This window comes from Streptomyces sp. NPDC094448 (assembly GCF_044763775.1).
Taxonomy (GTDB): domain Bacteria; phylum Actinomycetota; class Actinomycetes; order Streptomycetales; family Streptomycetaceae; genus Streptomyces.
Genome location: NZ_JBIWGU010000013.1, coordinates 182,951 through 208,352 on the forward strand (window position 1 = coordinate 182,951; position 25,402 = coordinate 208,352).

The 25,402-nt window shown below is 72.0% G+C and carries 19 protein-coding genes; 10 read left to right on the top strand and 9 right to left on the bottom strand.

Features of this window, described 5'->3' with window-relative positions; all coding sequences use genetic code 11:
* Positions 1–290: 290 nt before the first annotated feature.
* On the top strand, positions 291–968 hold the full coding sequence (locus ACIQ9E_RS25020) for a response regulator transcription factor (protein WP_006348944.1): 678 nt from the start codon (positions 291–293) through the stop codon (positions 966–968).
* Between the two features lie 647 nt (positions 969–1,615).
* The gene (locus ACIQ9E_RS25025; RefSeq protein WP_403710549.1) at positions 1,616–2,887 is read left to right on the top strand and encodes an ATP-binding protein; all 1,272 of its coding nucleotides are present in this window, start codon (positions 1,616–1,618) and stop codon (positions 2,885–2,887) included.
* A 36-nt stretch (positions 2,888–2,923) separates the two neighbouring features.
* Here the strand turns inward: ACIQ9E_RS25025 and ACIQ9E_RS25030 are convergent, their stop codons facing one another.
* Entirely contained in the window at positions 2,924–3,514 is a 591-nt protein-coding gene (locus tag ACIQ9E_RS25030) for a GtrA family protein (RefSeq protein ID WP_403710551.1), read from the bottom strand.
* 233 nt (positions 3,515–3,747) lie between these two features.
* On the opposite strand from ACIQ9E_RS25030, the gene ACIQ9E_RS25035 reads away from it, so the two are divergent.
* From ACIQ9E_RS25035 to ACIQ9E_RS25045, 3 genes are read left to right on the top strand one after another with little or no spacing between them, the layout of a single operon-like run.
* A complete protein-coding gene (locus ACIQ9E_RS25035; protein ID WP_403710553.1) occupies positions 3,748–4,887 on the top strand; it encodes a 5-(carboxyamino)imidazole ribonucleotide synthase in 1,140 nt (379 codons plus the stop codon).
* Positions 4,884–5,414 carry a 5-(carboxyamino)imidazole ribonucleotide mutase gene (gene purE, locus ACIQ9E_RS25040; RefSeq protein WP_403710555.1) on the top strand — a complete coding sequence of 177 codons (531 nt, stop codon included), beginning with the start codon at positions 4,884–4,886 and terminating at the stop codon, positions 5,412–5,414. Before ACIQ9E_RS25035 ends, purE begins: the two co-directional genes overlap by 4 nt.
* Positions 5,415–5,436: 22 nt before the next feature.
* Positions 5,437–6,642, top strand: a complete 1,206-nt coding sequence (locus tag ACIQ9E_RS25045) for a dipeptidase (RefSeq protein WP_403710557.1) — start codon at positions 5,437–5,439, stop codon at positions 6,640–6,642.
* Positions 6,643–6,719: 77 nt separating this feature from the next.
* On the opposite strand, the gene ACIQ9E_RS25050 is transcribed toward ACIQ9E_RS25045, so the two are convergent.
* Positions 6,720–7,073, bottom strand: a complete 354-nt coding sequence (locus tag ACIQ9E_RS25050; protein ID WP_403710559.1) for a VOC family protein — start codon at positions 7,071–7,073, stop codon at positions 6,720–6,722.
* 95 nt (positions 7,074–7,168) lie between these two features.
* Between ACIQ9E_RS25050 and ACIQ9E_RS25055 the strand changes: the two genes are divergently transcribed.
* A complete protein-coding gene (locus ACIQ9E_RS25055) occupies positions 7,169–7,699 on the top strand; it encodes a CGNR zinc finger domain-containing protein (protein ID WP_403710561.1) in 531 nt (176 codons plus the stop codon).
* A 108-nt stretch (positions 7,700–7,807) separates the two neighbouring features.
* On the opposite strand, the gene ACIQ9E_RS25060 is transcribed toward ACIQ9E_RS25055, so the two are convergent.
* Positions 7,808–9,142, bottom strand: a complete 1,335-nt coding sequence (locus ACIQ9E_RS25060; RefSeq protein WP_403710563.1) for a UDP-glucose dehydrogenase family protein — start codon at positions 9,140–9,142, stop codon at positions 7,808–7,810.
* A gap of 160 nt (positions 9,143–9,302) precedes the next feature.
* Here ACIQ9E_RS25060 and ACIQ9E_RS25065 point away from each other — a divergent pair, with 160 nt between their 5' ends.
* Together ACIQ9E_RS25065 and ACIQ9E_RS25070 are read left to right on the top strand one after the other, a co-directional pair.
* Complete coding sequence (locus tag ACIQ9E_RS25065; protein WP_403710565.1) at positions 9,303–10,475, top strand: acyl-CoA dehydrogenase family protein; 1,173 nt, start codon at positions 9,303–9,305, stop codon at positions 10,473–10,475.
* A 220-nt stretch (positions 10,476–10,695) separates the two neighbouring features.
* Positions 10,696–11,898: a hypothetical protein gene (locus ACIQ9E_RS25070; RefSeq protein ID WP_403710567.1), complete on the top strand. Its 1,203-nt coding sequence runs from the start codon at positions 10,696–10,698 to the stop codon at positions 11,896–11,898.
* A 64-nt stretch (positions 11,899–11,962) separates the two neighbouring features.
* Here the strand turns inward: ACIQ9E_RS25070 and ACIQ9E_RS25075 are convergent, their stop codons facing one another.
* On the bottom strand, positions 11,963–13,282 hold the full coding sequence (locus ACIQ9E_RS25075) for an LCP family protein (RefSeq protein WP_403710569.1): 1,320 nt from the start codon (positions 13,280–13,282) through the stop codon (positions 11,963–11,965).
* Between the two features lie 229 nt (positions 13,283–13,511).
* Here ACIQ9E_RS25075 and ACIQ9E_RS25080 point away from each other — a divergent pair, with 229 nt between their 5' ends.
* The gene (locus ACIQ9E_RS25080; protein ID WP_006348959.1) at positions 13,512–14,105 is read left to right on the top strand and encodes an acyl-CoA thioesterase; all 594 of its coding nucleotides are present in this window, start codon (positions 13,512–13,514) and stop codon (positions 14,103–14,105) included.
* A gap of 33 nt (positions 14,106–14,138) precedes the next feature.
* On the opposite strand, the gene ACIQ9E_RS25085 is transcribed toward ACIQ9E_RS25080, so the two are convergent.
* From ACIQ9E_RS25085 to ACIQ9E_RS25105, 5 genes are all read right to left on the bottom strand, one after another.
* Positions 14,139–15,494, bottom strand: coding sequence for an LCP family protein (locus ACIQ9E_RS25085; protein ID WP_403710571.1), 1,356 nt, complete (start codon positions 15,492–15,494; stop codon positions 14,139–14,141).
* Positions 15,495–16,460: 966 nt separating this feature from the next.
* Entirely contained in the window at positions 16,461–18,155 is a 1,695-nt protein-coding gene (locus ACIQ9E_RS25090) for an LCP family protein (RefSeq protein WP_403710573.1), read from the bottom strand.
* Positions 18,156–18,350: 195 nt separating this feature from the next.
* A complete protein-coding gene (locus ACIQ9E_RS25095; RefSeq protein ID WP_403710575.1) occupies positions 18,351–20,141 on the bottom strand; it encodes an LCP family protein in 1,791 nt (596 codons plus the stop codon).
* Positions 20,142–20,373: 232 nt separating this feature from the next.
* Positions 20,374–22,041: an LCP family protein gene (locus ACIQ9E_RS25100; RefSeq protein WP_403710629.1), complete on the bottom strand. Its 1,668-nt coding sequence runs from the start codon at positions 22,039–22,041 to the stop codon at positions 20,374–20,376.
* A 785-nt stretch (positions 22,042–22,826) separates the two neighbouring features.
* Positions 22,827–23,591 (bottom strand): TIGR03089 family protein, encoded by a 765-nt coding sequence (locus tag ACIQ9E_RS25105; protein ID WP_403710577.1) that lies wholly within the window; start codon positions 23,589–23,591, stop codon positions 22,827–22,829.
* Between the two features lie 139 nt (positions 23,592–23,730).
* On the opposite strand from ACIQ9E_RS25105, the gene ACIQ9E_RS25110 reads away from it, so the two are divergent.
* On the top strand, positions 23,731–25,152 hold the full coding sequence (locus ACIQ9E_RS25110; RefSeq protein WP_403710579.1) for an N-acetylmuramoyl-L-alanine amidase: 1,422 nt from the start codon (positions 23,731–23,733) through the stop codon (positions 25,150–25,152).
* The last annotated feature ends 250 nt before the right edge of the window (positions 25,153–25,402 follow it).

Genomic DNA, 25,402 nt, shown 5'->3' on the forward strand with positions numbered 1-25,402 from the left:
GGCCCGGTCCACAGGTCATTCACTGTCGTCGGACCGGTGTCCCGGTCCTCACACACAGAGAGACCCCTGGGCTGCTGCTCGGCAGGCCAAAGGTCTCCGCATAGTGCTACAGGCGTACTCGACACCATACGACATGACACCTGCCCATAAGGAAGGATTTGAGAGATGGATCACAGGAAAAGCAGGTACGTGATCACCGATTCGAAGGTTGTCTCCGGCCTCGCACCTATGACCCGCAGGGAGTGTGGATCACGCTCCTCTGCGTCCCCCTTGCGGACTACCATCGCCCCATGACGCGTGTACTGCTCGCAGAGGACGACGCATCCATCTCGGAGCCCCTGGCGCGCGCGCTGCGCCGCGAGGGGTACGAGGTCGAGGTGCGCGAGGACGGTCCGGCCGCGCTCGACGCGGGTCTCGCGGGCGGCGTGGACCTGGTCGTTCTCGACCTGGGCCTGCCCGGTATGGACGGTCTGGAGGTCGCCCGCCGGCTGCGGGCCGAGGGCCACACGGTGCCCATCCTGGTACTGACCGCGCGCGCCGACGAGGTCGACACCGTCGTCGGCCTCGACGCGGGCGCCGACGACTACGTCACCAAGCCCTTCCGCCTCGCCGAGCTGCTCGCCCGGGTCCGGGCCCTGCTCCGCCGCGGCGCCACGGAACCGGTGCCCGCGCCCGCGACCCACGGCGTCCGGATCGACGTCGAGTCCCATCGCGCCTGGATGGGCGAGGAGGAGCTTCAGCTCACGGCCAAGGAGTTCGACCTCCTCCGGGTCCTGGTCCGCGACGCGGGCCGGGTGGTCACCCGCGACCAGCTGATGCGCGAGGTCTGGGACACCACATGGTGGTCGTCCACCAAGACCCTGGACATGCACATCTCGTGGCTCCGCAAGAAACTGGGCGACGACGCGGCGAACCCGCGCTATATCGCGACGGTCCGCGGCGTGGGCTTCCGCTTCGAGAAGAACTGACCTGTCCCCCGGGCCCGTGACGGGGGCGGCGAGCGCCGGGCCGGGACCGGCCCGCTGCCGACGACCGCCCGCCGGGGGTTGCTCGCGCGGGCAAGCGCCGGGCCGGGACCGGCCCGCCGCTGGGTGCTCGCGCAGTTCTCCCCCTGCGCCTGGCGGCGTGGGTGGTGCCCCCACCCCTGCGCTTGGCGGCGTGGGTGGTGCCCCCACCCCTGCGCTTGGCGGCGTGGGTGGTGCCCCCACCCCTGCGCTTGGCGGCGTGGGTGGTGCCCCCTCAGGGGCGCTGGGGGTCCCCCATTGCCGAAGGCATAGGGGGCGGAACTGCGCGAGCAATCCATGGCCGCGGTCGGCCTTCAGCATGGCCTCGGCCGGGCTTTGGCCGCCCTGCGCCGCCAGGTGCGAGCGGCGGGGGCGCCTCCCGCGTCGCCGGGCCGGGTGCGCGAGCACCCCCCGCGGCGGTCGGCCGGCGATCAACGGCCCCGGCCGGACGCGCCCCCGTCGGCCAGGCTCCCGCGCCCCCGCCCCGGCCAGGCTCCCGCGCCCGCGGCTCCGTCCCGCCCCGCACCCCCAAGCCCCCCACCTCCCACCCCTCGGAGGGATAGGGTCTCGGGGGCCCGGCCCTTGAATCACCGACCTGCCCGGAGGGCACCGTGCGTCGACGACTGATCAACTCGACCCTCGCCGTCGTCCTCGTCGTCATCGCCGTCTTCGGCGTCTCCCTCGTCCTCGTCGAGACCCGCACCATCACCTCCACCGCCGAGGAGTCCGTCGAGGCCGAAGCGGTCCAACTCGTCAGCTTCCTCGACAGCAAGCTCGTCGAGGAGCACGAGCAGCCGATCACGCCCGAGATCGTCGAGGAGGAGAGCCGTATCGACCGGTACGCGGTGATCAAGCTCTCCGGCCGGGCCCCCTTCGCCGTGGGCAAGAAGCCGACCGGCCGGGTGATCCGTGCCGAGGTGTCGGGCGAGCACGGCCAGACCGTCACCGTCGAGGAGCCGTACTCCGCGGTCTACGAGGAGGTCGGCCGTACCCTCCTGATCACCGGCGCCGTCGCGATGCTCGCCGTGGTGGCCGCCGTCGTGCTCGCCGTACGCCAGGCGGACCGGCTCGCTTCCCCGCTGACGGATCTCGCGGAGACCGCCGAACGGCTCGGCTCGGGTGACCCCCGCCCCCGCCACCGGCGGTACGGCGTTCCCGAGCTGGACCGGGTGGCCGATGTGCTGGACTCCAGTGCCGTACGGATCGCCCGGATGCTGACCGCCGAGCGCCGGCTCGCCGCGGACGCCTCCCATCAGCTCCGGACCCCCCTGACCGCGCTGTCGATGCGGCTGGAGGAGATCTCCGCGACCGACGATCCGGATACCGTGAAGGAGGAGGCGAGCATCGCGCTGACGCAGGTCGAGCGGCTGACGGACGTCGTGGAGCGACTGCTGACCAATGCCCGGGATCCGCGGGAGGGCTCCGCGCTCGCCTTCGACCTCGACGAGGTCGTCAAGCAGCAGCTCGAAGAGTGGCGCCCGGCCTACCGCAGCGCCGGGCGCGCCGTGGTCCGCTCGGGCCGCCAGGGCATGCGTGCGGTCGGTACCCCGGGCGCGGTCGCGCAGGTGCTGGCCGCGCTCATCGAGAATTCCCTCATGCACGGCGGCGGTACGGTCGCGATCCGTACCCGGGTGGTCGGAAACCAGGCCGTGATCGAAGTGACCGACGAAGGCCCGGGGGTGCCCGCCGATCTGGGCGCAAGGATCTTCGAGCGGACGATCAGCGGCCGGAACTCGACGGGCATCGGCCTGGCCGTGGCGCGGGATCTCGCGGAGGCGGACGGCGGCCGGCTGGAGCTGCTCCAGCAGCATCCGCCGGTCTTCGCCCTCTTCCTGAGCCGGGTGGCGCGCAAGCAGGAGGAAGAGCCGCCGACGGTCCGCTGAGCACCCCGGACCCCGCCTCCGCGCGGACGCCGCCCGTCAGCGCCGCGGTGCCAGCCGGTCCGCCGAGGGCCGTCCCGGCGCGGCGGACCGTACGTCCGGAGGCGTCGCCGGTACCGCACCCGCACCCGCAGACGCCTGCGCCGCTTCCTCCGCGGCCGTCGCCACCGCTTCCTCCGCCACCGCGACCGGCTCCGGCTGGTGCCGGAAGACCCACGTCCGGTACGACCAGAAGCGGAACATCGTCGCGACCCCGATGCCGAAGAACTTGAAGAAGTTGCTCTGGAGCGGCCCGTCCCAGTCGAAGCCGTACGTCGCCGCGTAGAGGATGCCGTTCTCGATGACCAGGCCGATCACGCTGAACAGCAGAAAGAGGGAGAGTTCCCGGGTCCGCCCGGTCTTGTCGCGGTCCCGGTACGTGAAGTAGCGGAAGCCCACGTAGTTGAAGGCGATCGCGACCACCGTGGCGATGATCGACGCCCGCACCACCGGGATCTCGGTGGTCTGCCTGACGAGGTTGAAGACCGCGAGGTTGACCAGGACCCCGAGGCCCCCGACCGCCCCGAATTTGGCGACCTCGCGCACCAGTTGGTGCAGCTGCCCACGCAACGCTCCGCCGCGTTCACCCATAGTGAGAGCTCAGTCCCGTCTCGTTGACAGCGTCATTTCAATCATGCTAACCAGCGGTCGTGCCGCAGGCCCGGGGACATCGCCGTCGATGGACCCGACCCGTGGGCAAGAAGATACAGAAGAGGTTGCCGAGCGGTGGAAACAAGCCACAAAACGATCAACACTGATCAAAGCGGATATCACGCTCCGTACACCCCGGTTCCGCCGCCGCCCGCCCCCGATACCCTGTGAGGGTGACGTTCCCGGTAGTCGGCATGGTCGGCGGCGGTCAGCTCGCCCGTATGACCCACGAGGCGGGCATCCCCCTCGGTATCCGTTTCAAGCTCCTCAGTGACACTCCGCAGGATTCGGCGGCACAGGTGGTGGGCGATGTCGTGATAGGCGACTATCGCGATCTCGCCACCCTCCGCGCGTTCGCCCGCGGCTGCGACGTGATCACCTTTGATCACGAGCATGTCCCGGTCGAGCATCTGCGCGCCCTGGAGGCGGACGGCATCCCCGTCCGCCCGGGGCCCGACGCGCTCGTCCACGCCCAGGACAAGGGTGTGATGCGGGCCCGCCTGGCCGAACTGGGCGTGCCCTGTCCCCGTAACCGCATCGTCGCCGACCCGGCGGACGTGACGGCCTTCGCGGCCGAGGGCGACGGCTATCCCGTGATCCTCAAGACCGTCCGCGGCGGCTACGACGGCAAGGGTGTCTGGGTGGTCCGCTCGGAGGCGGACGCGGCCCAGCCGTTCGCCGCCGGGGTCCCCGTACTCGCGGAGGAGAAGGTCGACTTCGTCCGCGAGCTGGCGGCGAACGTGGTGCGCTCCCCGCACGGCCAGGCCGTCGCCTACCCCGTCGTGGAGTCCACCCAGGTCGACGGCGTCTGCGATACGGTCGTCGCGCCCGCGCCCGGCCTCGGTGAGACCCTCGCGGGCGAGGCCCAGCAGCTCGCCCTGCGGATCGCCGCCGAACTCGGCGTCGTCGGCCATCTCGCGGTCGAGCTGTTCGAGACCGCCGACGGCCGGGTCCTCGTCAACGAGCTGGCCATGCGGCCCCACAACTCCGGCCACTGGACCCAGGACGGCGCGGTCACGTCCCAGTTCGCCAACCATGTCCGGGCCGTGCTCGACCTGCCGCTGGGCGACCCCCGCCCCCGCGCGCGGTGGACCGTGATGTGCAATGTGCTGGGCGGCGACTACCCGGACATGTACCAGGCGTATCTGCACTGCATGGCCCGCGACCCGCAGCTCAAGATCCATATGTACGGCAAGGACGTCAAGCCCGGCCGGAAGGTGGGGCACGTCAACACCTACGGTGACGATCTCGCGGACGTCCGCGAACGCGCCCGCCACGCCGCCGACTACCTCAGAGGAACGATCACCGAATGAGCAGCACCACCCCGCTGGTTGGCATCGTGATGGGCTCCGACTCCGACTGGCCGGTCATGGAGGCCGCGGCCCAGGCCCTGGCCGAGTTCGAGGTTCCGTACGAGGTCGACGTGGTCTCCGCGCACCGGATGCCGCACGAGATGATCGCGTACGGCGAGGGCGCCGACGCCCGCGGCCTGAAGGTGATCATCGCGGGGGCCGGGGGCGCCGCCCATCTGCCCGGCATGCTCGCCTCCGTCACCCCGCTCCCGGTCATCGGCGTGCCCGTCCCGCTGAAGTACCTCGACGGCATGGACTCCCTGCTCTCCATCGTCCAGATGCCCGCGGGTGTCCCGGTCGCCACCGTCTCCGTCGCCGGGGCCCGCAACGCCGGACTGCTCGCTGCCCGGATCCTCGGCACCCAGGACCCGGAACTGCTCGGCCGGATGCGTGACTTCCAGACCGAGCTGAACCACCAGGCCACCGAGAAGGGCAAGCGGCTGCGCGCCAAGGCCGAGGGCAGCGGTGCCTTCGGCTTCGGCAAGTAGTCCCGCGGGGAAGTGATCGGCCATGGAACCTGATTCCCCCACCGCCGAGCAGTCGGCCAGGGCGCGGGCGATCCTCGCCGCCCATCCCGTCGTCGACGGCCACAACGACCTCCCCTGGGCGCTGCGCGAGCACGTCCGCTACGACCTCGACCGGCTCGGCATCGACACCGACCGCACCGGCGTCCTGCACACCGACATCCCCCGGCTGCGGTCCGGCGGGGTGGGCGCGCAGTTCTGGTCGGTCTATGTCCCCTCGTCGCTGACCGGCGACAACGCGGTGAGCGCGACCCTGGAGCAGATCGACTCCGTACGGCAGCTCCTCGACCGCTATCCGGCCGATCTGGCGCCCGCGGCCACTGCCGACGAGGTCGAGAAGGCCCGCGCCGAGGGCCGGATCGCCTCCCTGATGGGGGCCGAGGGCGGCCACTCCATCAACAACTCCCTCGCCACCCTGCGCGCGCTCCACGCCCTCGGGGTGCGCTATATGACCCTCACCCACAACGACAACAACGACTGGGCGGACTCGGCGACCGATGCCCCGGCCCACGGGGGTCTCACCGCCTTCGGCCGTGAGGTCGTCCGGGAGATGAACCGCTGCGGGATGCTGGTCGACCTCTCCCATGTCGCTCCGGCGACCATGCGGGCGGCGCTGGACACCACGACCGCGCCCGTCGTCTTCTCCCACTCCTCCGCCCGCGCCGTCTGCGACCATCCGCGCAATATCCCCGACGACGTCCTGGAACGGCTCCCCGGCAACGGGGGCGTGGCGATGGTGACCTTCGTCCCCAAGTTCGTGCTCCAGGCGGCCGTGGACTGGACCGCCGCGGCCGACGAGAACCTCCGCGCCCACGGCCTCCACCACCTCGACACCACCCCGGCGGCGATGAAGCTCCACGCTGCCTTCGAGGAGGCGCACCCGCGCCCGGTCGCCACCGCGGCCACGGTCGCCGACCATCTCGACCATATGCGGGAGACGGCGGGCGTCGACCATATCGGCATCGGCGGCGACTACGACGGTACGGCCTTCACCCCGGCCGGACTCGACGATGTCTCCGGCTATCCCCGTCTGATCGCCGAACTGCTCCGCCGGAACTGGTCCGAGGCCGAGATCGCCAAGCTGACCTGGGGCAATGCGGTACGGGTGCTCCGTGACGCGGAGGCCGTGGCCCGGGAGGAGCAGTCCCGCCGGGGCCCGTCGAACGCGACGATCACCGCGCTGGACGGCTGACGGGGTCCGTCCGCAGCGGGTACGGAAGAGGGCGCGCGGTCCGACGACCGCGCGCCCTCCGCCGTATCCGGAGATGTTCAGAAGCCGAGGCAGAAGGGGTGCCCGGCCGGATCGGCGTACACCCGCCAGCGGTTCTCCGGGCGGGCCTCCAGCAGGGTCGCGCCGAGGGCCAGGACCGCCTTCTCCGCCGCCTCGGGATCGTCGGCATGGAGGTCGAGATGCGTCTGCGCGGGCGTACCGGGCCAGGGTGCCGGTACATAGCCGGGCACGGTCTGGAAGCCCAGTGCCGGACCCGCTCCCGCAGGCCGCAGCACCGCCCAATCGTCGTCCTCCACCTTCAGCTCACCGCCGAGAACGGCCTGGTAGAAGCGGCCGAGCGCGGCCGGGTCGGAACAGTCGACGGTGACCATGTGGACGGTGGCGATACTCATGACTCTCCTCCAGCGGAGCCCGGTTCGTTACCACTGAACAGGGTCTGAGGGTAACGGTTACCTCATCATCCCCCTTGGGAGGTAACGTCGCAACCATGAACGAGAGGGAACCCGCGCCCGGGGGTCTCGCGCTGATCGAAGCGCTGGTCAACACCGTCGATTTCGAGGCCGGAACGGACACCCTGGACACCCCGGAAGGGTGTGCCCGCTTCGATCTGGCCCCCGGGGACGTGCCCGCCGCCCGCGCACTGCGCGAGGCGCTCCGCTCCGCCCTCACGGCCCACGCGGGCCATACCGCCCCCGGCGGCCCGCCCCCTTCGGAACTGGGTGCGCTGCTCGCCGCGGCGCCGCTCGCGGTCACGGTCACCGGCGACGGCGCCGCGGCGCTGGCGCCCGTCCCGTCCCCGGCCCCCGCCCTGACCCGCAGGGTGGCCCAGGCGGTCGCCGACTCCCTGATCGCCGGCACCTGGCAGCGCCTGAAGTGCTGCGAGTCCACGACCTGCCGCTGGGCGTACTACGACCGCAGCCCCGCGGCCCGCGGCCGCTGGTGTTCGATGTCGGTCTGCGGCGCCCGCGCGAAGATGCGCGCGTACCGCGCGAGGACCGCGGCGCGACCGGGAGCCTGACGGCCGGGTCCGCTCGGATGCGCGATGGCGGCGCGGCGCGGTTGTACGACGGCCCGGGGCCCGGAGGACTCCCGCTCCCGGAGGGTTCGCGCCCCGCAGGGCCCGCGGTTACGCGGTCGGGCGGCCCATCGCCCGATAGGTCCAGCCGGCCTCGCGCCAGACCGCTCCGTCCAGTGCGTTGCGGCCGTCGAGGATGATCCGGTCGGCCACGACCGTGCCCAGCCGGGCCGGGTCCAGCTCGCGGAACTCGGTCCACTCCGTGAGGTGGAGGACCACGTCGGCGCCGCGGGCGGCGGCCTCGGCGGAGTCCGCGTACCCGAGCGTCGGGAACAGCACCCGGGCGTTCGCCATCCCCTTGGGGTCGTAGACGGTGACCTGGCCGCCCTGGAGGTGGATCTGGCCCGCGACATTGAGCGCGGGGGAGTCCCGGACATCGTCCGAGTCCGGCTTGAAGGTGGCGCCGAGGACCGCGACCCGCTTGCCGAGGAAGGAGCCGCCGACCGCCTCCCGGGCCAGCTCGACCATATGGGTGCGGCGGCGCATATTGATGGAGTCGACCTCGCGCAGGAAGGTGAGGGCCTGGTCGGCGCCGAGCTCGCCCGCGCGGGCCATGAAGGCGCGGATGTCCTTGGGCAGGCAGCCGCCGCCGAAGCCGATCCCGGCGCGCAGGAACTTCTTCCCGATCCGGTCGTCGTGCCCGATCGCCTCCGCGAGCTTCACGACGTCGCCGCCCGCGGCCTCGCAGATCTCGGCCATCGCGTTGATGAAGGAGATCTTGGTCGACAGGAAGGAGTTCGCGGCGGTCTTCACCAGCTCGGCGGTCGGGAAGTCGGTGACGACGAAGGGCGACCCCTCCGCGACCGGACCGGCGTACACCTCCCGCAGCAGCTTCTCGGCCCGTTCGCTCTCGACGCCCACCACGATCCGGTCGGGGTGGAGGGTGTCCGCGACGGCGAAGCCCTCCCGCAGGAACTCCGGGTTCCAGGCCAGCTCCACCTCGCCGGGCGCCAGCTCCCGCAGCAGCCCGGCGAGCCGGGCCGCGCTGCCGACCGGCACGGTCGACTTGCCGACGACCAGCGCCGGGCGGGTCAGATGAGGGGCGAGGGAGGAGAATGCGGCATCCACGAAGCTCATGTCGCAGGCGTACTCGCCGTGCTTCTGCGGGGTGTTCACACAGACGAAGTGGATATCGCCGAAGGCGCCCGCCTCCTCCCAGGAGGTGGTGAAGCGCAGCCGTCCGCTGGACCCTTCGAGCCCCGCGACGTGCCGGCGCAGCAGCTCCTCCAGCCCGGGTTCGTACATCGGCACCCGCCCCGCGGAGAGCATCGCGATCTTCTCGGGGACGATATCGAGCCCGAGGACCTCGAAACCGAGTTCGGCCATGGCCGCGGCGTGCGTGGCGCCGAGGTAGCCGGTGCCGATCACGGTGATCTTGAGGGCCATGCGTACTCCAATTACCAACCCGGCGGGACGGCCCCGAGCATAACCGCGTGTACTGCCCCGGTGCCTGCCGCCTGTCGCGCAGGTCACCTATGCCGGAAGGGGCCGCAGATCTACCATGAGTTACTTAACGGTAGTGAACGTCCTTGGGGAGTGAGAGAACGTGGCCGGATCGGCTGATTTCGACCTGTACCGCCCGTCCGAGGAGCACGACCTGCTCCGTGATGCCGTCCGCTCCCTCGCCGAGGCGAAGATTGCTCCGTTCGCCGCCGACGTCGACGAGCGGTCCCGCTTCCCCCAGGAGGCCCTCGACGCGCTGGTCGCCAATGATCTGCACGCCGTCCATGTCCCCGAGAGCTACGGCGGCGCGGGCGCCGACGCCCTCGCCACGGTGATCGTCATCGAGGAGGTCGCCCGGGTCTGCGTCTCCTCCTCCCTGATCCCGGCCGTCAACAAGCTCGGCTCCCTCCCGGTGATCCTCTCCGGTTCGGAGGAGCTGAAGGAGAAGTACCTCGGCCCGCTGGCCAAGGGCGACGCGATGTTCTCGTACGCCCTCTCGGAACCGGACGCGGGCTCCGACGCGGCCGGGATGAAGACCCGTGCGGTCCGCGACGGCGACCACTGGATCCTCAACGGCGTCAAGCGGTGGATCACCAACGCGGGGGTCTCCGAGTACTACACGGTCATGGCCGTCACCGACCCGGAGAAGCGGTCGAAGGGCATCTCCGCCTTCGTCGTCGAGAAGTCCGACGAGGGCGTCTCCTTCGGCGCCCCGGAGAAGAAGCTCGGCATCAAAGGCTCCCCGACCCGCGAGGTCTACCTCGACAACGTCCGCATCCCCGCCGACCGCATGATCGGCGAGGAGGGCACCGGGTTCGCCACCGCGATGAAGACCCTGGACCACACCCGGATCACCATCGCCGCCCAGGCCCTCGGCGTAGCCCAGGGCGCCCTCGACTACGCCAAGGGCTATGTCCGCGAGCGCAAGCAGTTCGGCAAGCCGGTCGGGGACTTCCAGGGGGTGCAGTTCATGCTGGCCGATATGGCCATGAAGCTGGAGGCGGCCCGCCAGCTCACCTACGCCGCCGCCGCCAGGTCCGAGCGCGTCGCCGCCGGAGGCGCGGGCGAGGCGCTCACGTTCTTCGGTGCCGCGGCGAAGTGCTTCGCCTCCGACGTCGCGATGGAGGTCACCACGGACGCGGTCCAGCTCCTCGGCGGCTACGGCTACACCCGTGACTATCCGCTGGAGCGGATGATGCGCGACGCCAAGATCACCCAGATCTACGAGGGCACGAACCAGGTCCAGCGCATCGTGATGGCCCGAAACCTGCCGTAGCGACCCGAAGGGTGACGGGGGCGGGGGCTGGGGGCGCTGGGGTCCCCCATTGCCGAAGGCATAGGGGGCGGAACTGCGCGACCAGCCACCCACGGCCCGCGGCCGGACGGCAAGCCGCGCCCCGCAGGGACCGGCGCCGCCCCCTGCCCCGCCCGCCGGGCCGCAGGGCGCCGTCGCGGATACTGGTCAGGTCCCCGTCCCCGACCCGCTTGGACCAGGCGTGCTCCTCACCCCCACGGACGCGGCCCGCACCGCCGTGCCTGTGCAGCCGGCTCCGGGCCGGGCCGTGCTCGCGGCCCTCGCCGCCTACGCCGCGATCAAGGCGCTCGGCCTCGCCGTGCTGTTCCTCTGGGCGCAGTTCGCGGACCGCAGCGCGCACCGGCTGCTCGCCGAGCGGTGGGACTCCCTCTGGTACGTACGGGTCGTCGAGCACGGGTACGGGTTCACCCTCACCGCGCCCGACGGGCGGGTGCTGTCCAACACCGCCTTCTTCCCGCTGCTGCCGTGGCTGGAGAAGGGGCTGTCGGCGGTCACCCCCCTCGGGCCCGCCGACGCCGGGCTCGCCGTCAGCGCCGCCGCCTCCCTCGCCGCGGCCTGGGGCATCTTCCGGCTGGTGGACCACCTCTACGGGCCGCGGGCCGGGGTGCTCACCGTGGTGCTGTGGGGTGCGCTGCCGGTCGGGATCGTCCAGTCGATGGCGTACAGCGAATCACTGTTCACGGCTCTGGCGGCCTGGTCGCTGTATGCGGTGGTACGGGGACACTGGCCGGCCGCCGGGCTGCTCGCGGCGCTCGCCGGGCTGACCCGCCCGGTGGGGCTGGCGGTGGCCGCCGCGGTCTGGGCGGGCGCGTACCTCGCGCTCCGGAACACCAGCGAAAACACCGGCGAAACCGGCTCCGGCGGAACCGGCACCAGGGGCATACGCACCGAGCGGCTGCGGATCCTCGCCGGGGCGCTGCTCGCCCCGCTGGGCGCCGCCGGGTACGTCCTGTGGGTCGGGATCCGCGAGGGCAATCCGCTCTTCGGCTATCTCGACGTCCAGGGAGCCTGGGGGAACGGCTTCGACGGCGGGCTGGCCTTCGCCCGTTTCATCGGCGGCCTGATCGCGAGCACCCCGCCCGCCGGCCTTGCGCTGGCCGCCGGAGTGATCGCCCTGCTCTGGCTGTACACCCGGGGCATCCGGCAGGGCCAGCCGCTGCCCCTCCTGGTCTACAGCGGCATCGTCCTGGCGCTCGCCCTCTGCTCCTCGGGCTACTTCGGCTCCAAGCCGCGGCTTCTGATGCCCGCCTTCCCACTCCTGATCCCCGCCGCCGTCGCCCTCGCACGGACGAAGGCTCCGGTGGTGTGGACGGTGGCCGGACTGCTGTCGGCGGCGGCCGCGGTCTACGGGGCGTTCTGGCTGCACGGCTCCGGCCCGCCGTAACCCCCGGGCACCCTGCTCCGGACGTCCTGGCGCCGTTGCGGACTCGCCGGCCGGAGGCCGCCCGTCACTGCCCCTTGACGGTGATCTTCTGGTCCTTGCGGATCTGCTCCACGAGCTGCTCGACCTTCGCCTTGTCCCAGGTCAGGTTCCCGCCCCGGGTGCCCGAGAGGGGAATGTTCATCGAGGTGCCGTCGCCGCCGGTGACGCCCTTCATGGCGAAGAACATCTGGCCCAGGTCCCACAGGGACATGTCCTTGTCCACGATCACCGTGTCCAGGCCCGCGCCCATCGTCGGGTAGAGCTTGAAGGGGTTCAGGATCGTGCCCATGGTCGCCGTCTGGTTGGCGAGCGCCGCCAGGAACTTCTGCTGGTTCTTCGTCCGGTCCAGATCCGACCCGGCGAAGGCGTACCGGGTGCGGACGAAGGCGAGCGCCTGCTCCCCGTCGAGGGTCTGCTTGCCCGCCTGGAAGTCGGCGCCCGACTTCTTGTCCTTGAACGCCTTCGGGATGTCCATCTCGACCCCGCCGATCGCGTCCACGACATTCGCGAAGCCCGCGAAGCCGATCTCCGCGTAGTGGTCGATCCGCAGCCCGGTGTTGTGCTCGACGGTCCGCACCAGCAGCTCGGGGCCGTCCATCGCGTACGCGGCGTTCAGCTTGACCCGCTGCCCCCTGGCCGGGAAGAGCTTCCCCGACTCCGAACCCTTGAAGGACGGGATCTCCACATCCGAGTCGCGCGGCAGGGACACCATCACCGGACCGCTGGAGCAGTCGGCGAGGATCATCATCGAGTCCGTCCGCTTGCCCACGGCCGAACCCGTTCTGAGCTTCTTCTTCTCCTCCGAGGTCATACCCTCGCGGCTGTCGGAGCCGACGATGAGATACGTCGTGCAGTCGCCCTCGCCGGGGCGTTCGATCACCTTGGAGAGGTCGACCTCGCGCTTCACCTTGCCGTCGGCCCAGAAGTAGGTGCCGACGGAGACCACGAGCAGCGTGCCCACCAGCACCAGCGAACCGATCTTGATCCGGCGGCGCCAGTCCGGCGGCTGCCGGTCGGGCCGGGAGCCGGGCGGACCGGCCGGCGGAGGACCGTACTGACCCTGCCCGTAACCCTGATCCTGTCCGTAACCCTGGTCCTGGCCGTAAGGCTGCCCCTGGCCCGGCGCGCCGCCCTGCCGCGGCAGCCGGCCGCGCCCGGACTGGCTGCCGTAGACCTGGCCCGTGTTGTAACCGCTGTCGTACGGGGGCTGACCCTGCTGGTCGTCGTGCCCCGGCGACTGCTGCGGCGGTACCGGTCGCTGCACATGGCGCATCACGCGTGCGCCCTCGGGCTCCGAGCCCTGGCTGCCGCGTCCGTGTCCGTACCCGTCGGGCCAATCGTTCATGTGATCAGTGTGCCGGGTCACATCGGCCCTCCGACAGGCCGGGTGCGGTTTCGGGGCGGGCCCGTAGCAGAGCTGTGGCATTCGTCGCCGGATGTCCGAAGAGCACCCGCTGAGCGCGCCCAGGGGCCGCCCCGCAGGCCACCCGCAGGCCACTCGCGGGCGGCCCGCGAGCCGTGGGCCGGCCGCCGCGGATCAGGTGGACGAGCCGCTCCCACTTAGGGTGGAAGACATGACAAACCAGGCCCAGCATCCGGAGGCCGCCCCGGCCGCGCAGCACGCGCCCGGGGCGGACGCGGCGGCGCCGGAGATCCCGGCCAAGCCGACCTCAGCCTCCCGCACCACCCTCAGCCACATCATGACCGGCAACGACACCAACCTCCTCGGCACCGTCCACGGCGGGGTGATCATGAAGCTGGTCGACGATGCCGCGGGTGCGGTGGCGGGCCGCCACTCCGGCGGGCCCGCGGTGACCGCCTCCATGGACGAGATGGTCTTCCTGGAGCCGGTCAGGGTCGGTGATCTCGTCCATGTGAAGGCCCAGGTGAACTGGACCGGACGGTCCTCCATGGAGGTCGGCGTCCGGGTCCTGGCCGAACGCTGGAACGAGTCGACCCCCGCCCAGCAGGTCGGCTCCGCCTATCTCGTCTTCGCCGCCGTCGACGCGGACGGCAAGCCGCGGCCCGTACCGCAGGTGGTCCCCGAGACCGAACGCGACCGGCGGCGCTACCAGGAGGCCCAGATCCGCCGTACGCACCGGCTCGCCCGCCGCCGGGCGATCAGGGAACTGCGGGAGCAGCGCGCCGCGGACGGTATGGCCGACTGAACCGGGCGGGCCGGGGCCACCCCCGGCCCGTGCTCAGGGGCAGACCACCTCGTCGCCCCGCACCGCCCCGAACTCCCCGAGGTTCGTGCTCTCCGCCCGGACCGGGACCACCCCCGACCAGTCGGCCCCCGCGGTCACCCGCAGCGTCCGCCCGAGCCCCTTCACCGGCCGGGTCTCGCACCCCTTGAGCGCCGTGGCCAGCGCCTTCGCGGAGCGGTCCCAGCGGGGGTCGTACGAGACGAAGGTACGGGCCGCCACCGGGCCGCCCGCGTTGCGCGGCGCCCGGGTGGTGTCGAAGCCGGTACCCCGCAGCGCCGCGTCCACCCGGCTGCCCAGACCGCCCGTCCGCGTGCCGTTGTAGACCTGCACCCGGATCTGCTGCGGAGACACCTCGACGAGCTGTTTCCGCACGCCCCCGGTCCGCGCGGCCGCGAGCGGCCGGTCCTCCCGGATCAGCCGGAAGAGCCGCTCCGCCTTCGGCCGGTCCCAGTGCACCACCGACCCGGCGCCCGGCACCTGCCCCGTCGACGCGACCGGTACGGAGGTGAACTCCGACGACGCCGCCGAGAAACCGCGCATCGCCCGGCCCAGGGCCAGCAGCTCGTCCGTACCGAAATCGCGGTCCGCCCGCACCGAGCCCAGCATGGTCGACGCCACCTGCCGGAACCGCACCGGATTGAGCATGATCCCGGTCCCGCCGACCTCTTTGATCAGCGCGGCGACGAACCGCTGCTGCCGCCGCATCCGGCCCAGATCGCTCGCCCCGTCGACATGGCGGGAGCGGACGTACTGCAGGGCCCGCCCGCCGTCGAGCCGGTGGTTCCCCGCGGGCAGGTCGAGACCGGTGTACTTGTCCTTCATCGGGCTCGCCGTGCAGATGTCCACCCCGCCGACCGCGTCGACCGTCTTCATAAAACTGGTGAAGTCGACCTCCAGATAGTGGTCGACCTTCACCCGGGTCAGCTGCTCCACGGCCCTGACCGTCAGCGCGGGACCGCCCTCCGCGTAGGCGGCGTTCAGCTTCACCGGATGCGGCCGGTGGCTGCGGCCGCTGTTGCGGTCGGTGTGCGCGGGCAGCCGGGCGAGACTGTCCCGGGGCAGGCTCACCACGCTCGCCCGGTCCCGGTCCCGCGAGATGTGCACCAGCATGATCGTGTCCGTGCAGTGGCAGGGCGCCCCGCCCAGCCGGTACTTCGCCTTCTCCGCCTTGGTGATCCGGTCCCGGCCGTCGGTGCCGACGACCAGCACATTGGTGCCGTGCCCGCCCTCCGGACGGTTCTTTATGTCCCGGAACGGATCCACCCGGGCGATCCCGGTGTCGAGGCCCGTCATCAGCGCGTGGCCGATCGCCCCGGCACCCAGGACGAGCACCGACAGCGCCGTCGCCATCCGCAGCCCCCAGCGCGGCCGCCGTGGCGGCGCCGGGCGTCTGCCCCCGGTCCTGCCCCCGGTCCTGACCCGGGGCCCGGCGGGGTACGGCGGGCGGGGGCGGGGGGAACGGGGCGGCATGGGCACGAGGGGACACCTCCGCGGGCGTCGGTGGTGGACGGGTTCACCCGCCCCGGAGCGGCACCGGCCGCGGTGCGCCCGGACGGGTGGGCCCCCGGACGGCGGCACCGGCGCCTGCGACCGGAGCAATAGCGTGAACGTATGGTTACTCGCGGTCACTATAGGGGGTGCGTGGCCTCCGGCACTGCTGGACTGCGGGGGAGTGCCCCGGACGGGTGGGCCGGAACGGTCCGGAACCGCCCGGACGCGGCTGACAGGGCGAATCCAGCACACCGTAGGCCGATACGATCGGCGGCCGGTCGCACCGGACAGCCGCCGCGCGTCCCTGTCCCCCGTTCGCGGTAACGCGGGGACGGTGAACGCCGCGCCTCCTTCTCCGTCCGTGACCATGCCGGTCCCGATGGGGAGCGGCATCCGTGCCACCCGGCCCGGTCCGTCCCCGACCGGGGGCAAGGCGGTGCAACGGAGGCGGTGCTCATGCTCGGTCCGGCCACGGACCGCACCGGCGGGATCGCCCGCCGGGCCGGTCCGCGAGGACCCCGGGTCCGTACGGTCCCCGTCCCGCGGGCCGTACACCCGCCGCTTCCGGCGCCGCCGTCCGGGCCTCGTCTCACCCGATCGTGGTACGCGCCGGCGCTGCGCCTCGGGCCCGGGACGCTCTCATGATGCGCCGGAGCAGCGGGGCGGCCGCCTTGCGGCGATCACCGCGAGGTCCGTGCCGGCAGGCCGAGCGCACCGGGTCGTCGCCGGACGGCGCGCCGGGCGCGAGGGGGGAGCGGCCGGGCGCCCCGTCCCGCGGTGCCGAGCGGTGGCCGCCGGAGCCCGCACGCCCCGGAACGCCTCCCGCTACCAGGTGAAGCCCGGCTGCACCGGCATGCACGCCTTGTCGTCGTCGCCCTTCATCGCCTTCGCCGACGCGGGCACCTTGTTGCTCTTCGGCTTGGGCTTCGGGAAGCTCTGGCCCTGCCGCCAGTCCGCGCCGACCGTCAGCGTGATCCCCTCCAGGCCGTCCGACGCCGGGGCCTTCTTCACCGCCGACAGCGGGATCCCCAGCGCCTTGGCGACCGCCTGGGCATCGCCCTCCAGATCGTCGGCGCCGTACCGGATCACCGTCTTCGCCTGCGGGTTCCGTACCGATGTCGTCGTCGCCCGGGTGAAGCCCTTCGCGCCGAGCGCACCCGCGACGTCCGCGGCCCGGCGGGGCGCCGGGGCCAGTCCGTCGCCGTCCGTACCGTTCTGCACCCGGACCCGGATCTCGCCGGGCGCCGCCGCCGGATCCCCGGACACCGGTGTGGTCTCCGTCTTCGGCTTCTTCTTCGTCGCCGACGAAGCCTTGCCGTCCAGCGGGATGTCCTCCCGGATCATCCGGAAGACGTCCTCCGCCTCGCCCGCCATGGGCTCGACCTTCCCCGGGCGCCGGGTGGAGTAGACGTTCGGCATCGTCGTGGTCGTGATCCGGCTCGCCGGGACCTTCTTCAGGTCGTTCCCGATGTCCAGCAGCTTCTTCACCGAGTTGATGGTGTCGCTGACGGTCAGCGAGTCGATGGCGGCCTCGGCCAGTTTGCGGAGCTTGTTGGGGTCGGTGAGCTTGGTGTTCTTCCGCAGCTCGCGCACCATCGCGGTCATGTACATCTGCTGGGCCTGGGCCCGGTAGAGGTCGGTGCCGTCGCCGAAGCCGTAGCGCGTCCGCAGCCACTGGAGGGCCTGCTCGCCCTGGACGTAGGTGGTCCCCTTCTTCAGCTTCAGACCGGAGCCTTTGCCGTCGCGGGTACGGGAGTGGATGTTCTGCTGGACACAGACGGGGACTCCGCCGATCGCGTCGGCCATGGAGACCACACCGCCGAAGTCGATCATCATGAAGTGGTCGATGGGTATCCCGGTCAGCTGGTACCAGGTGGCCACCGTGCAGCCCGGCCCGCCGCGCCCCAGCGACGCGTTGGTCTGCTCGAACTTCAGCGCCGGATAGACCTTGTCGTTCTTCTTGTCCCGGCACTCCGGGATCTCCAGCATGGTGTCCCGCGGCATGCTGAGCACCGATATGTTCGAACGGTCGGCGGATATATGGACCAGCATCTGCACATCGGCGAGCGGGGCGGCGCCGAAGGTGTCCCGGCCGCCGCCGAGCTTCTGGTTCGCCTTGTTGTCCCGGGCGTCCGAACCGATGAGCAGGATGTTGACCGGGGTCTGGCCCGCGGAGTTGGGCCGGTGGTCGGCCATGTCCTTGCTGCCGAGGTTGAGGTCCTCTTTTTTGAGCTTGCTGTTGAGGTGCTCGTAGTAGAGGTAGCCCGCGCCCGCGGTGCCGAGGATCAGGAACGAGAGCACACCCGCGGTCCAGACGAGGGCCCGCTTGCGGCGGCTGCGCCGTGCCGAGCGGCCGGCCCGCCGCCCCTCTCCCGCGCCGTCACCGCGGCCGCCGCCGCCGCCGCGCCGGTGGGAGCGACCGCCGTTCCCCGGCCCTTCACCGCCGCTCCCGCCGCTGTGACCGTTGCCGTTTCCGCCGCCGTGCGCGTTGCCGTACGCCCCGCCGCCGACCGACGGCATGGCCGCGGTCGATTCGAGCGGCCCCTCGCCCCGGCCTCCTGTGCCATGGCGGGGCCCCTCGCCCCAGCCCGTTCCACCGGGGTGGCGGACTCCGTCCTCCCGAGTCCCCCTCCCCTGTATGTGATTCTGTTCCACCCCAAAGTCCCCTGTGTCATGTGCGCCGAGGGACCCGGGACGGGTATGCCCGTATCAGGGTCACTTGGCGCACAGTTGCTTGTCTGCTTCGACCTTCTGGATGCCCTCGGGTGCCTTGGCCTTCGCGGGGGATACCGGGATTCCGGCGCCCTGGAAATCGGCGCCGAGCGTGAGCACCATCGGCTCGCGCCCCTGCGAGTCCGCCGCCTTCTGCTTGAGCGCCGTGGCGGGCAGGCCCATCAGGTCCGCGAGCGTGCGCGCCTGATCGGCCTGGTTCGGGCCGTACTCCAGTGTCGTTGCGGCGATCTTCTGCGGGGCGTTCGCCTCGTTGCTCGACTTGGACACACCCTCGCCCTGAAGCCAGGTGAGGGTGGCGCCCGCGGCGCCCCTGGTGTCGCTGCCGTTGTAGATCGCGACGCGTACGTCGGATTTCTGCGCCCGGGCGCCGTCGAGCGGTCCCGGGGCCTTCTTTGCGGCTGCCGCCTTCTCCTTCTTCTGCACCTCGGTCAGCGACACATCGTTTTTGATCATCGAGAACAGCGGTTTGGCCTTGCTCTCCTGGAGCAGCACCGACGAGCGGTCCTCGTTGTCCACGACCGGAACCGTGGTGAAGGTGATGTTCTTGGGGTCGACCTTCGCCAGCTCCAGGCCGAGGCTCTGGAGCTGCTTGATGCTTCCTATCCCGGTGTCGACCGTCAGCGCCTTGGTGGCCGCGTTCGCCAGGTCCCACATCTTCGTGGGGCTGGTGAGGGTGTCACCGGACTTCATCTTGCGGATCATCGAGCTGAGGAACTGCTGCTGGATCTCGATACGGCTGAGGTCGCTGCCGAAGCCCACGGACTTCCGGGTCCGTACGAACGCCAGCGCTTCCTCACCCTTGACGACGTGCTTTCCGGCCGAGAGGTTCAGTTTGGAGTCCTTGTCCTTGATGGGCTTGGCGAGACAGACCTCGACCCCGCCCACCGCCGTCGACAGCTCCTTCACCGCGTTGAAGTCGGCCATCATGAAATGGTCGACCTCTATGCCCGTCAGCTCCTTGACCGTCCGCATGGTGCAGCCCGGGTCCCGACCCGATACGCCCAGGCTCTCGTTGAACCGCGTGCTCGACGTGCCGGGGATGGTGGTGACACCGTCCCCGGTCTTCGTCTCGCAGTCCGGGATATCCGTGATCAGGTCACGGGGGATGGAGAGCGCGGTCGCGTTGGTGCGGTCCTTGGACACATGGAAGAGGATCGTGGTGTCGGCGTGGCCCTGGCTCTTCCGGTCGCCGTAGGCCGTATTGCCCTTGCCGGTCCGCTTGTCGGTGCCGATGACCAGGATGTTGACGGCCTGGTCCTTCTTGAAGCCGCCGGAGCCGCCGACGATGTCGACGGTCTGGATATTGCCGTCGAGCTGCTGGTAGATCACATAGCCGGTGACCGCGCCCGCGGTGAGGAGCAGGGCGAGCGTCCCGCCCGTCCACATCAGGATCTTCTTCTTGCGGGGCGCGCTCTGCTTGCGCTTGCGGCGGCCGGTGCCGGGCGGGGGCGTATCGCCCGAGCCGTCACGGGAGCGGCGGGAGCGCTGGCCGGGGACGGGGACCTGACCGGGGACACCGGTGTCCTCCCGGCGGCCGGGACCGGCTCCCGTGCCCGTACCCGTGGTGGTGTTGCCGGGGCGGTAACCGCCGGGGGCACCGTCTTCGGCCGGGGTGCGCGGACCGGGCGTTCTCGGCCGTTCCGGAGCAGCGGACGGCGACGACTGCGCCGGGTTCCGGTCCAGTCGCAGTTCGTAGTTGCCGGTCTGCGGGTTGTACACCCACTGGTCGGCGGGGTCGATGTCGTCGGCCCGCCCGCGGCTCTGCGCATCCACGGTTGTCTGAATCCTCCGTCGGTGCCACGCGAAACGCCTCCCCCGAAGGCGTTCGGTATGTCGATCCTCAGTGCGCGACGCGAATCCGAGCACCGGATCGCGTCACACTATCCGCCCAGGTCAATGAGGAGCGATGCCGGTGACGCATGCCACGTCGCTTACAAGGGGCAATCTGCCCAATCCGCTTGGCCGGGGACCTTGCTTGGGTATCGCTTTACTCAGACCACACCATTCAGTCACATACGCCCACCGCCGCGTTCGTCCCGGAGAAACTGGGGCTGTTGGTGGGGGAGGCCGACGGGTCCGGGCTTCCGGACGGGGGCCGGGACGGCTTTCCGGCGGCGTCGGTCCGCTCGTTCTCCCGCGGATCGGCGCTCCGCACCGCGCCCGGCGACGGCGCGTTCTTCTGCCCCGCGTCCGTGTCCGCGTCCGCGTCCGCCGCCTTGGCGCCGGGCGTCAGGACGGTGATGGGGGAGTCCTCGCGCAACTGCCGGAACAGGATGGACGCCTGCGGCTGTACCAGTTCGTCCCGGTTGGGGTTGTTTGCCCAGGGGCGTCGCGGGACGGTGAGGAACTGGACGTTCTCCGTGGGCACGTTCCGCAGGGAGCGGGTGAGGTCGTACAGGTCCTTCAGCGAGTCCAGACCGGGATCGGTCGTCAGCGACTTGGTCGCCGCGTCCAGCACCGGATACAGCTTCCCGGGATTGAGCAGCACCCCGTCGCTCTGCACCTTCTTCACCAGGGAACCCAGGAACTGCTGCTGGCGGTCCATCCGCTCGGTGTCGCTGCCGTTCCCGATGGACTTGCGGGCGCGGACGTACCCGAGCGCCTGCTCGCCGTCGAGCGTCTGCCGGCCCGACGGGAGGTCCAGATGCGCGTCGGGGTCGTCGACCGGCTCCTTCAGGCACACCTCGACGCCGTCGACCGCGTCGACCATCTTGGTGAAGCCGCGGAAGTCGACGACCATATGGTGGTCGATCCGGACGCCCGTCATCTCCTCGACCGTACGGATCGCGCAGGCCGCGCCGCCCGTCTCGAACGCCGAGTTGAACTGCCCGAGGCGCTCCTCGGTCCGGCTGCCGTCAGGGCGCCGGCACGACGGGATCGTCGTCATCAGATCGCGCGGTATCGACATCGACGTCGAACTCTGCCGGTCCGCCGCGATGTGCAGCAGGATCACGGTGTCCGCGCGCTGGCTGCCGCCGTCGTCCCGCCCGTACTTGCTGTTGCCCTCGCCGCGGCGGGTGTCGGAGCCCATCAGCAGGATGTTCTTGGCGTCCAGGGAGACCTGGACCGGCCGCTCCTTCTCGAAGGTCTCCAACTCGACCGCGGTCGCGGTGTCGGTGGTGATGTTGCTGTCGAGCTTGCGGTAGAACCACCAGGCCGTGGCCGAGCCCGAGAGGAGGGCCACGGATACGCCGAGCGCGGTCCACCGCAGCCAGCGGCGCTTGCGGCGGGCGCCCTCCGGACCGGCGCCGGGCCCGTCCGGGACGGCTCCCAGGGGCGCGCCGAGACGTCCGGCCGCGGGCGCGCCGCCGAGGGGTCCGGCCTGTCCCGGGCCGGGGAGCGGGACGGAGTCGCCGTCGGGGGCCGCGTGCGGGATCCGCTCGGCGGCCGCGTCGGTGCCGTCGGCGGGCCCGGACGGCGGCACGGCCACGTCCCCCGGGTCCGTCCCCGTACCGGACGCCTCGCCCGTCTCCGTACCGGAATCCGTGCCCGTCCTCGTACCGGAATCTGTACCGGTGCCCGCATCCGTACCGGAATCGCGGTCGGTGTCCGAATCCGCGCCCGCCTCCGGACCGGTCTCCGTCTCCGGACCGGTGCCTGCCTCCGGGCCGTTTCCGGTCCGCTGGCCGGTGTCCGTCTCCGCGTCGGGCCCGGGGGTGTCCTCCGGTGCCAGGGGCGGCGGTACGTGGTGTTCCGCGCCGCCCCCGGTCCGCTCCCCGACCGCGTCGTCTCCGCCGTCTCCGCCGTCCGGGCCGTCCGGGCCCGTCGGTGTGCCGGCACTCTCCGTCACTTCTGCGTCCATCCTCACGGCGTCGGCGGTGCGCTGGACCGCCGATCGCAGGGCTAGACGGCTGAACCTGGCGCTTGGTTGTGCGGGAAATCCCGGATATCGCCGATCATCCAACGGAGTTGGGGGCCGGGCCCGGGGGCTCGGCAGCGGTGTGCGCCATGTGGGGGTATACATCCCGTTTCCCCCGGAGCCATCCCGTTGGCTGTGCGGCGACACCCGTTGTTCAACGGGACGGGAGGTGTTCTCGGTGTTTCCGCCCCGCCCCGCCCCGGCCGCTGCTGCCGCGTCCGGGCGGAGGCGGCTCGGCACCCCACCGGCGTCCCGCCACCGGCGCGGGACGCGGACGGCAGCGGGGGCCCGGACGCCCGGGATGCGGGTGGCGAACACGCCCCGTACACGGGCCGGGAGGCGGAGCGGGGTGGCGGCCGGATTCCGCGGATCCCCGCGGGCCCCGACCCGCGGGCCGGCCGCCGCCTCCGCCGCCGGTTCCCCCGGCCCGTACCAGGCGCGCAGTGAACGCGCCCCGTCCGCAGGCGCCGGCCGGGACCCCCGGGAGTCGCGTACCGCGGAATCTGCCGCCGGGCGGCGCGGCCGGCAGCCCCGGAGAGGCCGCATGCCGCGCCGGGGAGCCTGCCCCTGCGGAGGCCGGCCCCCCGCCGGGGCAGGGCCTATGCGCCGGGAGCGACGAGCGACTTCGTCACCCGTTCGCTCTCGATGCGCCGCCGCAGCTGATCCGCGGGCAGCCGGTCCAGATGGCGGCAGAGCACCACCGACGCGCCCGCCGCCAGCGGTGCGTACAGCCCGGCCGACAGCCCCTCCCACGTTCCGTACTCCCCGCCCGTCAGCAGCCGGGCCCCGGCCGTCAGCCCGAGCCGCCCCGCGTCCTCGCGGGCCCGCCCGACCAGCCCGGCGCCGCTCAGCTCCATCCCGTCGACGATGAGCGCAGGCGCATCCGGATCAACCGGCACGAAGGGGGCGAACCGATCGCCCTGGCCGGGTACCTCCACCGCATAGTCCGCGAATCCGTCCGGGGCCTGCGGGAAGCGCCCGCCCAACGGCCGCAGCGCCAGCGCCATCCGCTCCCCGGTGCAGGACCCGGCCTCCTCCAGTGTGTCGGGACCGCTGACGACCACGTCCGCGTCCGCGGGATCGCCACCGATCTCCACGGTCACCCCGACCGACGCACCCGCCAGCAGCCAGACCGCGCTCTGCCAGTGGGCCGGCAGCAGCAGGGCGAGCCGGTCGCCGGGGCCGGCTGCGAGATCGCCCTGGAGCAGATTCGCCGTCTTGGCCACCCAATTGGCGAAGGTGGCGACGGACAATTCCACCCGTTCACCGGTGGCGTCGTCGTAGAAAGTGATCAAGGGGCGGCCCGGGTCCGCGGCGAGCGCGGAACGCAGCAGGTCGGCGGGGGTGCGGTCGCTGGCGTTCATCCCGGCAAGGGTACGCGCGCGTCCACGCGGCGGCGTCCCTCGTACCGGTGACGGGATCCTCCGGTCGGCCGTGGGCCCGGGGCCTTCCCGGGGCCGTTCCGGCGAGCGGAGCGGCCGACGGACACTCAGCATCTTCTGCATGCGTCGATTTCTGGCTTCCTCGACCGGTGTAGCGGCCTGTGCCGCGTTCGTCCTCCCGCTCGCGCTGCCCCCGGGCGCGTCGGCGGCAACCCTGCCCACCGACCCCCGGGACGCCCCACCGGCGCCCCGCGTCCAGCCCGTCCAGGCCGCCCCCGACGTCCCCGGCTCCACCCAGTCCCTCCCACTCCCCGACCGCCCCGCGGACTCCGCCGACCCCGAGACGTCCGAGCCCCCGGCCTCCGAGCCCCCGTCGTCCGAGCCCTGGTCCTCCGAAGCACCGTCCGAAGCTCCGTCCGCCCGGTCCTCCGCCCCGACCCGGGTCCCCGAGCGCGGCCGGTACGAACCCCGGGTCCGCCCCTTCTCCCTCGTCGGTGTCGTCTGGGACGACGCCGGAGCCGAACTGCACGGCACCGTCCAGATCCGCACCCGCGCCGCCGGGACCGGCGACTGGTCGGGCTGGCAGGACATCGAGACCCACACGGGTGACCACGGTGCCGACCCCGGCACCGCCGAGGCCGCCTCGGGGCGGCTGCGCGGAGCGACGGCCCCGCTGTGGGTGGGGGCATCGGACGGAGTGGAGGTACGGGTACGGGGCGAGGGCGCCGACCGTGAACTGCCGCGGGGGCTGCGGCTGGAGCTGGTGGACCCCGGGCAGTTCGCACCGGGCGCCGCCGAAGCGCCCGGCGGGCCCGGTGCGGCGGGGGCGCCCGGCGTACCCGCCCTCCTGCCGGCCTCCCGCACCGTGCGGCCCGCCGCGGCCGCCAGGCCGCCGTACCCCGACGGCTTCCCCGAGTCCTTCCTGGCCGGGCAGTACGCCGCGTCCCGTCCCGGGATCACCAGCCGGAAGCAGTGGGGCGCCAACGAGTCGCTCAGGGAGGGCGGCTACGTCTACACCAGAACTGTGAAGGCGGCGTTCGTCCACCACACCTCCACCGGCAACAACTACACCTGCGCCCAGGCCCCCTCCGTACTGCGCGGTATCTACCGCTACCACGTGGTCAGCAGCGGCTGGCGGGACTTCGGCTACAACTTCGCCGTCGACAAGTGCGGAAATATCTACGAGGGCCGGGCGGGTGGCGTCACCAAGGCAGTCCTCGGCGCGCACACGCTGGGGTTCAACTCGAACACCATGGGGGTGGCCGTACTCGGCACCTACAACAAGACCGGTCCGTCCGCCGCGGTGGAGACCGCGGTCGCCCGGCTGACCGCGTGGAAACTGGGGCTGTTCCAGGCCGACCCGCGCGGGAAGGTGACGCTGACGTCGGGCGGGAGCGGAAAGTACAAGAAGGGCCGGAAGATCAGTTTCAACGTCATCTCGGGCCACCGGGACGGCGTCTCGACGGACTGCCCCGGCACCCGCCTCTACAACCGCCTCCCGGCCATCCGCACCGCATCGGCCGACTACCAGGGCCGCGGCTGACGGAGCCCTCCGGGCCGGGGCCCGCTCCGGCCCGCGGTCCGGGGCGCACCGGCCCCCGGACCGGACGCCCCGGGGCGGACCCCCGGCCACCGACCGGCAACCACGGCGCCCCCGCCTCCACGGACCCGGCCCGCGCGGGTCCCGGCCCGAGGCCGCACACCGCTCGGCCGCTCCGGGCGGACGGGGCCGCCCCGCCCCGCCCGGCCGGGGCACGCGGGCCGCGGGCCGACTGTCAGCGGCGGGGCCTACC

What these genes read in the sequence shown, in the direction of transcription:
- ACIQ9E_RS25080 (WP_006348959.1), top strand. Translation starts at nt 13,512, where the DNA reads ATGACAAACCAGGCCCAGCATCCGGAGGCCGCCCCGGCCGCGCAGCAC.
- ACIQ9E_RS25045 (WP_403710557.1), top strand. Translation starts at nt 5,437, where the DNA reads ATGGAACCTGATTCCCCCACCGCCGAGCAGTCGGCCAGGGCGCGGGCG.
- ACIQ9E_RS25075 (WP_403710569.1), bottom strand. Translation starts at nt 13,282, where the DNA reads ATGAACGATTGGCCCGACGGGTACGGACACGGACGCGGCAGCCAGGGC.
- ACIQ9E_RS25110 (WP_403710579.1), top strand. Translation starts at nt 23,731, where the DNA reads ATGCGTCGATTTCTGGCTTCCTCGACCGGTGTAGCGGCCTGTGCCGCG.
- ACIQ9E_RS25085 (WP_403710571.1), bottom strand. Translation starts at nt 15,494, where the DNA reads ATGGCGACGGCGCTGTCGGTGCTCGTCCTGGGTGCCGGGGCGATCGGC.
- ACIQ9E_RS25050 (WP_403710559.1), bottom strand. Translation starts at nt 7,073, where the DNA reads ATGAGTATCGCCACCGTCCACATGGTCACCGTCGACTGTTCCGACCCG.
- ACIQ9E_RS25060 (WP_403710563.1), bottom strand. Translation starts at nt 9,142, where the DNA reads ATGGCCCTCAAGATCACCGTGATCGGCACCGGCTACCTCGGCGCCACG.
- ACIQ9E_RS25020 (WP_006348944.1), top strand. Translation starts at nt 291, where the DNA reads ATGACGCGTGTACTGCTCGCAGAGGACGACGCATCCATCTCGGAGCCC.
- ACIQ9E_RS25090 (WP_403710573.1), bottom strand. Translation starts at nt 18,155, where the DNA reads ATGCCGTCGGTCGGCGGCGGGGCGTACGGCAACGCGCACGGCGGCGGA.
- ACIQ9E_RS25105 (WP_403710577.1), bottom strand. Translation starts at nt 23,591, where the DNA reads ATGAACGCCAGCGACCGCACCCCCGCCGACCTGCTGCGTTCCGCGCTC.
- ACIQ9E_RS25055 (WP_403710561.1), top strand. Translation starts at nt 7,169, where the DNA reads ATGAACGAGAGGGAACCCGCGCCCGGGGGTCTCGCGCTGATCGAAGCG.
- purE (WP_403710555.1), top strand. Translation starts at nt 4,884, where the DNA reads ATGAGCAGCACCACCCCGCTGGTTGGCATCGTGATGGGCTCCGACTCC.
- ACIQ9E_RS25030 (WP_403710551.1), bottom strand. Translation starts at nt 3,514, where the DNA reads ATGGGTGAACGCGGCGGAGCGTTGCGTGGGCAGCTGCACCAACTGGTG.